Source organism: Enterobacter sp. SA197, assembly GCF_054131575.1.
Window position 1 is genome coordinate 875,139 of sequence record NZ_CP096393.1, and the last position, 12,332, is coordinate 887,470.

A 12,332-nucleotide genomic window follows, 5' to 3' on the forward strand; every position below is an offset into this window, starting at 1 on the left:
AGGGCCGCATATCGCTTGCTATGCTGACAATCCTTCGCATATTATGCTGCCGTCATAATAATAATTATCGTTTACGTTATCATTCACTCATCGTCAGAGAAAAAATAATGGCGCGTCTAAAAACTGCTCAGCCAGTCAACAGTTCACTGCGTAAAATCGCAGTAGTTGTAGCCACAGCGGTTAGCGGCATGTCTGTTTATGCACAGGCTGCTACAACCCAAAAAGAAGATACCATCAACGTAAGTGCCGCCGCCGCGCCACAAGAGAGCGCGTGGGGACCGGCTGCGACGATTGCCGCACGCCAATCCGCAACGGCGACTAAAACGGATACCTCTATTGAGAAGGCACCGCAGTCTGTCTCAGTGGTAACCAGCGAAGAGATGGCGCTACACCAGCCAAAATCGGTTAAAGAGGCATTAAGCTATACGCCGGGTGTGGCCGTGGGGACGCGCGGCGCGTCTAACACCTATGATTACCTGATCATTCGTGGTTTTGCCGCTGATGGACAGAGCCAGAACAACTACCTCGACGGTATGAAGATGCAGGGCAACTTCTATAACGACGCGGTGATTGATCCTTACATGCTCGAACGTGCTGAGGTCCTGCGTGGCCCCTCTTCCGTGCTGTACGGCAAGAGCAGCCCCGGTGGGTTGCTGAACATGGTGAGCAAGCGTCCCACCACGACGCCGCTGTACGAAGTGCAGTTCAAAATGGGCACCGATAATCTCTACCAGACCGGCTTTGATTTCAGCGATGCGCTGGATGACGACGGTGTTTACTCCTATCGTTTAACCGGGCTGGCACGCTCCGCCACTGCCCAGCAGGAAGGGGCAAAAGAGCAGCGTTATACTATCGCGCCATCGTTTAGCTGGCGTCCTGATGACAAAACCAATTTCACCTTCCTCTCTTATTTCCAGAACGAGCCGGATACCGGTTATTACGGCTGGCTGCCAAAAGAAGGGACGGTTCAACCGCTGCCGAACGGTAAGCGTTTATCCCGCGACTTTAACGAAGGTGCTGAAAACAACACCTACTCTCGTAATGAGAAAATGGTGGGCTACAGCTTCGAACACGGCTTTGATGACACCTTCACCATGCGTCAGAACCTGCGCTTTGCAGAGAACAAAGTGGCGCAGAACAGCGTCTACGGCTACGGGATGTGTTCCGATAAGCTCTACTCCAGTAATCCGTCCACAAGCCCTTGTGCAGGCATCGCCTCCTCTGAATGGGATCATACGCTGACCCGCCAGTACGTGATTGACCGCGAAAAATTGCAGACCTTTACTGTCGATACCCAATTGCAGAGTAAATTTGCGACCGGTGCCATCGATCATACGCTGTTGACCGGCGTTGACTTTATGCGCATGCGTAATGATATCGACTCGTACTTTGGCTATGCAGGTTCTGTTGCCCCTTCAGATATCTACAATCTTGATCGCAGCGATTATGACTTTGCTGCGCACGATGGCCCGTCTGGTCCTTACCGTATCCTGCTGAAACAGCAACAGACCGGTGTGTATGCGCAGGATCAGGCGCAGTGGGATAAGGTACTGGTCACGCTGGGTGGCCGCTACGACTGGGCGAAACAGGATTCCCTGAACCGTGACTACGGTACGCATCCATCACGTGATGATAATCAGTTCACCTGGCGCGGCGGTGTAAACTACCTGTTTGATAACGGCGTCACGCCGTACTTCAGCTACAGCGAATCTTTCGAGCCGGCATCGACCACCGGTGCTGATGGCGCGATTTTTGCCCCCTCTAAAGGCAAGCAGTATGAAGCGGGCGTGAAGTACGTACCAAAAGATCGGCCGATTGTGCTGACCGGTGCCTTATACCAGCTGACCAAAACCAACAACCTGATGGCCGACCCGGCAGGCTCTTCCTGGTCTGTTGAAGGCGGGGAAATCCGTGCGCGTGGTGCAGAGATTGAAGCGAAAGCCGCCCTTTCTGCCAGCATCAACGTGGTGGGTTCTTACACCTACACCGAGGCTGAGTACACCACCGACACCAGCTACAAAGGCAATACGCCCGCCCAGGTGCCTAAACATATGGCTTCTGCATGGGGCGATTACACCTTCTATGATGGCGCACTGTCTGGCCTGACGCTGGGCACAGGCGCGCGCTTCACCGGTTCCAGCCAGGGTGACCCGGCGAACAGCTTCAGGGTGGGTAGCTATACCCTCGTTGATGCGCTGGTACGTTATGACCTGGCACGTGTGGGTCTGGCGGGCTCTAACGTGGCGGTACACGTGAATAACCTGTTCGATCGTGAATACGTTGCCAGCTGCTTTAACTCGTACGGCTGCTTCTGGGGCGCTGAGCGTCAGGTGGTGGCGACAGCAACCTTCCGCTTCTAATCTCTCTTCGGGCACGGTTCGCCGTGCCCATTTACAAGTTGGCTCTTATGCAGGAAAAGATCGCGCTTCCCGACACAACATTTCAACTCCTTGACGTCACCTTCCGTGTGCCTGGTCGAACGCTCCTTCATCCGCTTTCGCTGACCTTTCCGGTCGGTAAAGTGACGGGGCTGATAGGGCATAACGGTTCCGGTAAATCCACCTTGCTTAAAATGCTGGGTCGCCATCAACCCCCATCCGGGGGAGAGGTGCTGCTCGACGGGCAACCGCTCGAAAGCTGGAACAGCAAATCCTTTGCCCGCAAAGTCGCTTATCTGCCGCAGCAGCTGCCGCAGGCTGAGGGGATGACCGTACGTGAACTGGTGGCAATTGGACGTTACCCGTGGCACGGCGCGCTGGGGCGCTTTGGGGTGGCCGATCGTGAGAAAGTGGAAGAGGCGATTTCGCTGGTGGGGCTTAAACCGCTTGCCCATCGACTGGTGGATAGCCTGTCTGGTGGTGAACGCCAGCGTGCGTGGATTGCGATGCTGGTGGCGCAGGACAGCCGCTGCCTGTTGCTGGATGAACCCACCTCCGCGCTGGACATCGCCCATCAGGTAGATGTGCTGGCGCTGGTGCACCGTTTGAGCCAACAGCGTGGCCTGACGGTGATAGCTGTACTTCATGATATTAATATGGCCGCGCGTTATTGTGATTACCTTGTCGCCCTTCGCGGGGGCGAAAAAATTGCGCAGGGTACGCCGGATGAGCTTATGCGCGCCGAAACCCTGGAGCAAATTTACGGTATTCCGATGGGCATACTGCCTCACCCGTCCGGGGCAGCACCGGTGAGCTTTGTCTACTGATGGCCGGTTTTAATCAGATTAGCCGTCGCCGTCTGCTGACGATGATGGCACTTTCCCCTTTGTTATGGCAGATGCGCAGTGCGCAGGCGGCCGCTATCGATACGCAGCGAATTGTGGGGCTTGAATGGCTGCCGGTTGAGTTGATGCTGGCGCTGGGCATTAAACCTTACGGGATCTGCGATATTCCCAATTACACCTTGTGGGTCAATGAGCCCGCCCTCCCTGAAGGGGTGATTGACGTCGGGTTGCGTACCGAACCGAACCTTGAACTGTTGACGCAAATGAAGCCTTCGTACCTTCTCTGGTCTGCAGGTTATGGGCCCTCTGCGGAGGTGCTGGCAAAAATTGCGCCGGGGCGGGGTTTTAGTTTCAGCGATGGTAAAAAACCGCTGGCAACGGCACGGCAGTCGCTTACCGACATGGCCCAACTCTTTAATATGAATGCCGCGGCAGAAAAGCATCTGGCTGAATTTGACCGCTTCATGGAGAGCCGAAAACCCCATTTTTCCGGACGCGGCGAGCGCCCCCTGCTCATGGTGACGCTGCTGGATGCGCGCCATATGCTGGTGTTTACGCAAAACTGTCTGTTCCAGGAAGTGCTGGATGAGTTTGGTATCCGCAATGCCTGGCAGGGGGAAACCACCTTCTGGGGCAGTACCTCGGTGGGCATTGACCGGCTGGCCATCTTTAAGGATGCGGATGTAGTGTGCTTTGACCACGGCAATGACGCAGAGATGCGTAAGCTGATGGCGACGCCATTGTGGCAGGCGATGCCGTTCGTGCGTGCCGGGCGTTTTCAGCGCGTCCCTGCGGTATGGTTCTATGGCGCAACCCTTTCGGCGATGCACTTCGTTCGCGTACTGGATAACGCGCTGGGGGGAAAAGCATGAAAAACCGTATTGCTCTCTTTCCAGCCATTGTGCTCTCGATACTCTTCATGGCGGGCATCTGGCTGACGTGGATGAATTTCAGTGCCGCGCTGCCCCGGGCGCAGTGGGCGCAGGCCAGCACTGCGCCGGATATCAACGTCATCGAACAGATGCTGTTTCATTACAGCCTGCTGCCACGCCTGGCGATCGCATTGCTGGTGGGGGCAGGGCTTGGTCTGGTGGGGGTACTTTTTCAGCAGGTGCTACGTAACCCGCTGGCGGAACCGACGACGCTTGGCGTCTCCACCGGTGCGCAACTGGGCATTACCATTACTACGCTCTGGGCTCTGCCGGGGGCCTTAACCACGCAATTTGCTGCCCTTGCCGGTGCCTGTGTGGTGGGGGCACTGGTGTTTGGCGTTGCCTGGGGTAAACGTCTCTCACCGGTCACGCTGATTCTGGCGGGGCTGGTCGTGAGCCTTTACTGCGGGGCGATAAACCAACTGTTGGTACTTTTCCATCATGAGCAACTGCAAAGCATGTTCCTCTGGAGCACCGGTACGCTAACACAAACCGACTGGAGCGGCGTTGAGCGTCTCTGGCCGCAACTCCTTGGCGGCGTGGTGCTCACGCTGCTGCTGCTACGTCCGTTGACCCTGATGGGGCTGGATGATGGCGTAGCGCGAAACCTTGGGCTGGCGCTGTCACTGGCGCGTCTGGGCGCATTAACCCTGGCGATTGTGCTGAGCGCGTTATTGGTCAACGCCGTGGGGATTATTGGTTTTATCGGTCTGTTTGCCCCTTTACTGGCGAAAATGCTCGGCGCAAGACGTTTGCTGACCCGCTTGATGCTGGCCCCGCTCATTGGTGCGCTCATCCTTTGGCTCTCCGACCAGCTTGTTTTGTGGCTGACCCGTGTGTGGATGGAAGTCTCCACTGGGTCGGTTACGGCGCTGACTGGCGCACCTCTCCTGCTTTGGCTGCTGCCACGTTTACGCAGTATGAGCGCGCCATCAATGGACGCTGGGGACAACGTACCCAACGAGCGCGGAAATGTGCAGTGGTTTGCCCTTGCAGGGGTGACGGTTCTGCTGCTGGGAATTCTGGTGGCGCTCTCCTTCGGGCGCGATGCCGAAGGCTGGCGCTGGATAAGCGGCACGGTGCTTGAGGAAATGATGCAGTGGCGTATGCCGCGCATCGCGGCTGCGTTAACCGCCGGCATGATGCTGGCGGTGGCCGGATGTATTATTCAGCGCCTCACTGGTAATCCGATGGCGAGTCCGGAAGTGCTGGGTATCAGCTCAGGTGCCGCGTTTGGGATCGTCGTGATGCTCTTCTTTGTACCCGGTAACGCTTTTGGCTGGCTGATGCCCGCCGGGAGCATCGGGGCGGCCGCCACGCTGCTCGTCATCATGGTCGCCGCCGGGCGCGGCGGTTTTTCACCCCACCGGATGTTGCTGGCCGGGATGGCGCTCAGTACGGCGTTCACGATGTTACTGATGATGCTGCAGGCAAGTGGCGATCCCCGTATGGCGCAGATCCTGACCTGGATCTCCGGCTCGACCTACAGAGCAACCTGGGAGCAAGTGTCCCGCACGGGCCTTGCGATGATAGTCCTGCTGGCGATGGTGCCACTGTGTCGCCGCTGGCTGACGGTACTGCCGTTGGGAGGCGAAACGGCGCGTTCGGTGGGGTTAGCGCTCACCTCATCCCGCATCGCGCTGTTACTGCTGGCAGCCTGTCTCACCGCCACGGCAACCATGACCATTGGCCCGCTGAGCTTTATCGGCCTCATGGCCCCGCATATTGCACGTATGATGGGTTTCAGGCGTACGATGCCGCACCTTGTTATCTCGGCGCTGGTTGGCGGGTTACTGCTGGTGTTTGCGGACTGGTGTGGCCGGATGATGATGTTCCCGTATCAGATTCCGGCAGGTTTACTCTCGACCTTTATCGGCGCGCCGTACTTTATCTATTTGCTGAGAAAGCAGAGTCGTTAATACGTCATCCCTCTCCCGGTGGGAGAGGGATCCCCAGTAATGTTACGACTTACAGCGATATTACTGCGCCATGAGAATAAAACACTCATCGCGATGACAGGGTCCGGCTGAAAATCGACGACGCGTATCCGTAAGGCCGGGGCGACGCGCAGGGATGCGCGGCGAGGGCGGATTTACAGGGACGTTACCTCCGCCCGTCCCCGATAAGCCTGAAGGAGATGCTAAGTGGACCGCGCCAGCGGCGATTTTCTTAGGCCGGGAGCCCGGGTCGCCAGGGTGGTGGCGGTGAAACCCTCTGGCACGTTCACGGGTTCTGTCGTTACAGACAAGCAAGGAACATAAGGTGAACGGAATGACCCTCAGAGCCGCATGTTTCCCCTCACCCTAACCCTCTCCCCGGTGGGGCGAGGGGATTGTCCGTGCTCGCATCTTTTTGTGGGGATCCCTTAGCCCAGTGAGAAAGGGCCGGGGTGAGTGCATCAGGCCGCACAAATCTGGCCTGATGCTACCGCTTACAGCTTCGCGAACACCCGACGTGCGGCGTCTACGGTATTGCGAATGTCCTCTTCGCTATGGGCGACAGACATAAAGCCCGCTTCGAAGGCAGAGGGTGCCAGGTAGACCCCTTCTTCCAGCATCAAATGGAAGAAGCGCTTGAAGCGCTCAACGTCGCAGGCCATCACGTCCTGGTAGCAGGTCACTTCCGGCGCATCGGTAAAGAACAGACCGAACATGCCGCCCACATGGTTGACCACCAGCGGGATATTCTGGCCGCGAGCGGCATCAATCAGACCGTCAGCCAGCAGTGCCGTCAGGTCATTCAATGTTTCATGAATGCCCACCTGCGACACCTCGGTCAAACAGGCATAACCTGCCGCCATCGCAATCGGATTACCGGAAAGCGTACCCGCCTGGTAGACCGGGCCGGTCGGAGCCAGCGCGTCCATAATGTCGCGACGACCACCAAAGGCACCCACCGGCATACCGCCGCCGATGATTTTTCCAAGGCAGGTGAGGTCAGGGGTGACGTCGTAATAAGCCTGCGCGCCACCCAGGGCCACGCGGAAACCGGTCATGACTTCATCGATAATCAACAACGCGCCAGACGCATCGCACAGCGCACGCAGCCCTTGCAGGAAGCCCTCTTTCGGCGGAATGCAGTTCATGTTGCCGGCAACCGGTTCAACGATGATGCAGGCAATCTCCTGCGGATACTGCGCGAAAGCTTCACGCACGCTGTCAAGATCGTTATAGGTACAGGTCAGGGTGTGTCTGGCGAAATCAGCCGGTACGCCCGGTGAGTTTGGCTGGCCCAGGGTCAACGCGCCGGAACCGGCTTTCACCAGCAGGCAGTCGGCGTGGCCGTGGTAGCAGCCTTCAAACTTGATGATTTTGTCCCGGCCGGTAAAACCGCGCGCCAGGCGGATGGCGCTCATGGTGGCTTCGGTGCCGGAGTTAACCATACGCACCATGTCCATCGACGGCACCAGTTCAGTCACCAGCTCCGCCATTTTGACTTCCATCTCTGTCGGCGCGCCAAAGCTCAGACCGCGTTCAGCCGCCTCAATCACGGCGTTGCGAATCGCCGGGTGGTTGTGACCCAACACCATCGGACCCCAGGAGCCGACGTAGTCGATGTAGGCTTTGCCATCGGCGTCATAAAGATAAGCGCCGTCAGCACGCTCAATAAACAGCGGTGTACCGCCTACGCCGGTAAAAGCACGAACCGGGGAGTTCACGCCTCCCGGAATAAGTTTGCGGGCGGCGCTGTAGAGGTTTTCTGACTTACTCATAAATCGTTCCTGGTGAATTTTCGAAAGTAGAGGGCATTCTAAGGGATCAGGCGATCGTTACCAAAGTTTTGCGCACGGAAAGGATAGACAAGGCGAGGGGAGAAGACTTGAAGGATTAGTAGCAGTGATGGATAATAGCCAAAATGATCGGGTCATTATTTGCCCAGATCGCAGTATGAATGGGAGCAAAAGATGAGTGATGATGTAGTGCTGCCGCTGCAGTTTACGGACGCAGCCGCCAGCAAAGTAAAAAATCTGATCGCAGATGAAGAGAATCCAAACCTGAAACTGCGTGTCTACATCACCGGCGGTGGATGTAGCGGCTTCCAGTACGGTTTCACGTTTGACGATCAAGTTAACGATGGCGACATGACTATCGAGAAGCAGGGCGTGGGTCTGGTTGTTGACCCGATGAGCCTGCAATATCTGGTCGGTGGTGCGGTCGATTATACCGAAGGCCTTGAGGGCTCGCGTTTCGTGGTTACAAACCCGAATGCGACCAGCACCTGCGGCTGCGGTTCCTCCTTCAGCATCTGAGGTTAAGGATGCAAAAAAAGCCGTGTCACTGACACGGCTTTTTGTTATCTGCCATTCTCGTCCAGCGCAAAGGTGGGCAGTTTCAGGTGCCAGCGAATAGCGGCCAGTCGAATGGCCAGCGTGACTACCATTCCGACCATACTGGCGGCTTCCAGCGGCATAGCAAAAGTATAATAAGCCGTGGCATGTACGATTCCGCCTGCGATACAGGCCGTCGCGTAAATCTCCGTTCGCAGGATCATCGGGATTTCCCGCGCCAGGACATCGCGAATAATCCCGCCACCAACCCCGGTAACCACGCCCATGCAAATCGCTACCATCGGGCCGGTGCCAGCCAGAAAAGCTTTATTAACCCCGATGCCGACAAACACCGCCAGTCCAACGGCATCCAGCACCGGCAAAACCCATTTCGGCAGGCGGCGCGGCTGGCGCACCAGCAAAATGGTTAGCATACAGGTGACCATCGCAACCACCAGGTCGGTAGGATCTTTCACCCAAAACACCGGGCCGTGAGCGAGCGCCATATCGCGAATAGTGCCGCCGCCGACTGCCGTCACAACGCCGAGTACAAGAACGCCAAAGGGGTCCATCCGGAGCTTGCCGGCGAGTAATACACCTGATATTGCAAAAACAGCGGTGCCGACAATATCCAGCCAATAGACAAGCATGGTTCAATCCCCGGTTATTTCACCTGCGCAAGGGCAGAGCAGAGTTGTTGAGCGGCGAGGATAATACGCGGGCTGGCGCGTTCAAACCAGTCACTGGTAAGCGGAATCACCGGAATGGCGAGCTGTTTGTGCCAGAATTGCTCAATTTTAGGAATCTCGCCTGCACCTCCCGCCACCACAATAGCCTGCGGCTGGCGTGCCAGTACCTGCTCACGGCTGACCTGCGGCCAGGGCACCCGGCTGGCGGCAAAGATGTTTTCCCCGCCGCACAGCTCCAGCACCTCATTTTGCAGTGAGCCTTTGCCGCTGGTGAAAAGGGGCTCGCCGCCAAATTGCAGGAAAACACGTTTTTTCGTCTGACCGGCATACTGTTTTTTCAGCGCATCATATTGCGCCAGAAGCGCATCCGCAGCCTGCGTCGCCTTTTCAGGGGTAGGGCTGTACTGGGCCAGTTGCGCAAGCGCCCCGGCGACCTGTTCAATGGTTACGGCATCTATCCACTTGACCGTAATGCCGAGCCGACCCAACTGATCGACCTGGCGCTCAGCGTTGCCTCCGCGCCAGGCGAGCACCACATCGGGTTTCAGCGCCACGATGCGTTCAACGTTCATACCTTGCCAGGTGGCAACCTGTTCAATGCTGGCAGCTTCAGCAGGGAAATCAGAATAGCTGCTCACACCTACCGGCGTAATGCCTGCGGCGAAAGCCAGTTCCGTATTGCCAGGAGAGAGAGAAATGACCCGCGGCGCGGCAGAGAGCCACACGGGGAGAAGAAGGAACAGGGCGGCCAGCGCCCTGAAAAAAGAGTTAGCCACGCGTCAGGTTCTGCACCAGCGTCTCAACCATCAGGCTGGACTGTTTCGCCGCAACCACCAGGAACTCATCAAAGCTCAGGTGGGACTGCTGGTCGGCCACGTCGGAGATGGCGCGAACGACCACAAACGGGACGCCAAAATTATGGCAAACATGCGCAATCGCCGTGGCTTCCATTTCGACGGCGGCAGCCTGCGGGAAGTTATGGCGGATTTTTGCCAGCGCGACTGAACCATTGATAAAGGCATCGCCGCTGACGATAAGACCACGCACGGCGTTGAGATTGAGCGCGTTAATGCAGCTCTCTGCCGCAGCAATCAGTTTTTCATCGGCTTTGAAACCGGCCGGGCAGCCAGGAAGCTGACCGAACTCGTAGCCAAACGCGGTAACATCCGCATCGTGATAGCGCGCTTCGTCGGAAACCACGATATCACCCACTTTCAGCGTGGAGGCCAGGCCGCCCGCTGAACCGGTATTGATAATCACGTCTGGCTTGCAGCGCTCCAGCAGCAGGGTCGCCCCCATCGCAGCTGCCACCTTGCCAATACCGGATTTCAGCAGGGCCACTTCTGCGCCATTGAGCGTACCGGTGTAAATTTCACAGCCGCCCAGGGAGAGCGTCTGTCGATTGTCGATTTTGTCACGCAGAAGCGTAACTTCTTCTTCCATTGCACCAATAATGCCAATTTTCATGGAGATACTCGCTAAAGTGATAAGACAGGGTTACGTTTACAGGTCATAGTCTATCATGGCATACAGAATTGCATGACATCCCGTGACGCCTCGCAGACAGGAGCGGCAATGAGTGAGATCGATTTTCGAAAAAAAATAAACTGGCACCGTCGCTATCGCTCCCCGCAGGGGGTGAAAACTGAACGTGAAATCCTGCGCATTTTCGAAAGCGATCGTGGTCGCATCATCAATTCGGCAGCCATTCGTCGTCTGCAGCAAAAAACCCAGGTTTTCCCCCTTGAACGCAACGCGGCAGTGCGCACGCGTTTGACCCACTCGCTTGAGGTTCAGCAGGTCGGACGCTACATCGCCAAAGAAATTTTGAGTCGCCTGAAAGAGATGCGCCTGCTCGAAACCTACGGACTTGATGAACTGACGGGCCCTTTTGAAAGTATCGTTGAGATGGCGTGCCTGATGCACGACATTGGTAATCCGCCGTTTGGTCACTTTGGCGAGGCGGCCATCAATGACTGGTTTCGTCAGCGCCTTGCCCCCGATGATGCCGCCAGTCAGCCGCTGACGGATGATCGTTGCGAAGTGGTCACGCTTCGCCTGCGGGAGGGCGAGGAGAGTCTGAATGCGTTACGCCGTAAGGTGCGTCAGGATTTAAGCCATTTTGAGGGCAATGCGCAGGGGATTCGCCTGGTGCATACCTTAATGCGCATGAATCTTACCTGGGCGCAGGTGGGCTGTATTCTAAAATACACGCGTCCGGCGTGGTGGGCGGGTGAGCCTCTGGCAACCCACAGCTATTTAATGAAAAAACCCGGTTTTTATTTGTCAGAAGAAGCTTACGTTGCCCGCTTGCGTAAAGAATTAAACCTGGAGACATACAGTCGTTTCCCATTGACGTGGATTATGGAGGCGGCGGATGACATCTCCTATTGCGTGGCCGATCTTGAAGATGCGGTTGAGAAACGCATTTTCACCGTTGAACAACTTTACCAGCATCTTTATGACGCCTGGGGCAATCACGCAAAAGGTTCGCTCTTTTCTCAGGTGGTGGAAAATGCCTGGGAGAAATCCCGCGCCAATACGCTAAGCCGCAGTGCTGAAGATCAGTTTTTTATGTATTTACGGGTCAACACCTTAAATAAACTTGTGCCCTACGCGGCACAACGCTTTATCGAAAATCTGGCGCAGATTTACCGGGGAGAATTTAATCACGCGCTGCTGGAGGACGACAGCGATTACAGCCAGCTCCTTGAATTATATAAAAACGTCGCCATAAAAGAGGTGTTCAGCCACCCGGATGTTGAACAGCTGGAATTACAGGGGTATCGCGTGATTAGCGGGTTACTGGAGATATACCGCCCTCTGCTGCAATTATCGCTCGCAGATTTTTCAGAGCTTGTAGAAAAGGAGCGTCTACGCCGTTTGCCTATTGAATCGCGCTTACTGCAAAAGCTTTCAACCCGCCATCGACTGGCCTACGTTGAAGCGGTAAGTAAATTATCCTCGGAGGACCCAGAGTATCCGGTAATGGAATATTACCATCGCTGCCGTTTAATCCAGGACTATATCAGTGGCATGACAGATTTATATGCATGGGATGAATACCGCCGCCTGATGGCCGTGGAATAACGAGTCGGGAATTGTAAAGACCACCAATAAATTTTTACTTTTTCCAAAAACTTAATCCCGGAACTTCACGTTATAAAACGACTCTGAGTGACACATACACAGCCGTTTTGCGTTATCAGTAAAGAGATTGA

At 56.1% G+C, this 12,332-nt stretch carries 10 protein-coding genes; 6 read left to right on the plus strand and 4 right to left on the minus strand.

Annotated features, from left to right (window positions below; genetic code table 11):
* Positions 1-107: 107 nt before the first annotated feature.
* The 4 genes from fhuA to fhuB are packed head-to-tail and all read left to right on the plus strand — an operon-like array spanning position 108 to position 6,074.
* Complete coding sequence (gene fhuA, locus M1D91_RS03975; protein WP_437433375.1) at positions 108-2,360, plus strand: ferrichrome porin FhuA; 2,253 nt, start codon at positions 108-110, stop codon at positions 2,358-2,360.
* Between the two features lie 47 nt (positions 2,361-2,407).
* The gene (fhuC, locus tag M1D91_RS03980) at positions 2,408-3,205 is read left to right on the plus strand and encodes a Fe3+-hydroxamate ABC transporter ATP-binding protein FhuC (protein WP_437433374.1); all 798 of its coding nucleotides are present in this window, start codon (positions 2,408-2,410) and stop codon (positions 3,203-3,205) included.
* Complete coding sequence (fhuD, locus tag M1D91_RS03985) at positions 3,205-4,095, plus strand: Fe(3+)-hydroxamate ABC transporter substrate-binding protein FhuD (RefSeq protein ID WP_437433373.1); 891 nt, start codon at positions 3,205-3,207, stop codon at positions 4,093-4,095. Before fhuC ends, fhuD begins: the two co-directional genes overlap by 1 nt.
* On the plus strand, positions 4,092-6,074 hold the full coding sequence (fhuB, locus tag M1D91_RS03990; protein ID WP_437433372.1) for a Fe(3+)-hydroxamate ABC transporter permease FhuB: 1,983 nt from the start codon (positions 4,092-4,094) through the stop codon (positions 6,072-6,074). The genes fhuD and fhuB overlap by 4 nt, the downstream gene beginning before the upstream one ends.
* Positions 6,075-6,586: 512 nt before the next feature.
* Here the strand turns inward: fhuB and hemL are convergent.
* Complete coding sequence (gene hemL / locus M1D91_RS03995; protein ID WP_437433371.1) at positions 6,587-7,867, minus strand: glutamate-1-semialdehyde 2,1-aminomutase; 1,281 nt, start codon at positions 7,865-7,867, stop codon at positions 6,587-6,589.
* Positions 7,868-8,059: 192 nt separating this feature from the next.
* Between hemL and erpA the strand changes: the two genes are divergently transcribed.
* Entirely contained in the window at positions 8,060-8,404 is a 345-nt protein-coding gene (gene erpA, locus M1D91_RS04000; protein ID WP_437433370.1) for an iron-sulfur cluster insertion protein ErpA, read from the plus strand.
* A gap of 44 nt (positions 8,405-8,448) precedes the next feature.
* On the opposite strand, the gene M1D91_RS04005 is transcribed toward erpA, so the two are convergent.
* The 3 genes from M1D91_RS04005 to mtnN are packed head-to-tail and all read right to left on the minus strand — an operon-like array spanning position 8,449 to position 10,578.
* Entirely contained in the window at positions 8,449-9,072 is a 624-nt protein-coding gene (locus tag M1D91_RS04005; RefSeq protein WP_437433369.1) for a TRIC cation channel family protein, read from the minus strand.
* Positions 9,073-9,086: 14 nt separating this feature from the next.
* Complete coding sequence (gene btuF, locus M1D91_RS04010; protein ID WP_437433368.1) at positions 9,087-9,887, minus strand: vitamin B12 ABC transporter substrate-binding protein BtuF; 801 nt, start codon at positions 9,885-9,887, stop codon at positions 9,087-9,089.
* Complete coding sequence (gene mtnN, locus M1D91_RS04015; RefSeq protein WP_437433367.1) at positions 9,880-10,578, minus strand: 5'-methylthioadenosine/S-adenosylhomocysteine nucleosidase; 699 nt, start codon at positions 10,576-10,578, stop codon at positions 9,880-9,882. The genes btuF and mtnN overlap by 8 nt, the downstream gene beginning before the upstream one ends.
* Positions 10,579-10,686: 108 nt before the next feature.
* Between mtnN and dgt the strand changes: the two genes are divergently transcribed.
* On the plus strand, positions 10,687-12,201 hold the full coding sequence (gene dgt / locus M1D91_RS04020) for a dGTPase (protein WP_437433366.1): 1,515 nt from the start codon (positions 10,687-10,689) through the stop codon (positions 12,199-12,201).
* Positions 12,202-12,332 lie beyond the last annotated feature (131 nt).

Excerpts from the sequence above, each read along its gene's own strand:
- fhuA (WP_437433375.1), top strand. The coding sequence starts at position 108 with ATGGCGCGTCTAAAAACTGCTCAGCCAGTCAACAGTTCACTGCGTAAA.
- fhuC (WP_437433374.1), top strand. The coding sequence starts at position 2,408 with ATGCAGGAAAAGATCGCGCTTCCCGACACAACATTTCAACTCCTTGAC.
- fhuD (WP_437433373.1), top strand. The coding sequence starts at position 3,205 with ATGGCCGGTTTTAATCAGATTAGCCGTCGCCGTCTGCTGACGATGATG.
- fhuB (WP_437433372.1), top strand. The coding sequence starts at position 4,092 with ATGAAAAACCGTATTGCTCTCTTTCCAGCCATTGTGCTCTCGATACTC.
- hemL (WP_437433371.1), bottom strand. The coding sequence starts at position 7,867 with ATGAGTAAGTCAGAAAACCTCTACAGCGCCGCCCGCAAACTTATTCCG.
- erpA (WP_437433370.1), top strand. The coding sequence starts at position 8,060 with ATGAGTGATGATGTAGTGCTGCCGCTGCAGTTTACGGACGCAGCCGCC.
- M1D91_RS04005 (WP_437433369.1), bottom strand. The coding sequence starts at position 9,072 with ATGCTTGTCTATTGGCTGGATATTGTCGGCACCGCTGTTTTTGCAATA.
- mtnN (WP_437433367.1), bottom strand. The coding sequence starts at position 10,578 with ATGAAAATTGGCATTATTGGTGCAATGGAAGAAGAAGTTACGCTTCTG.
- dgt (WP_437433366.1), top strand. The coding sequence starts at position 10,687 with ATGAGTGAGATCGATTTTCGAAAAAAAATAAACTGGCACCGTCGCTAT.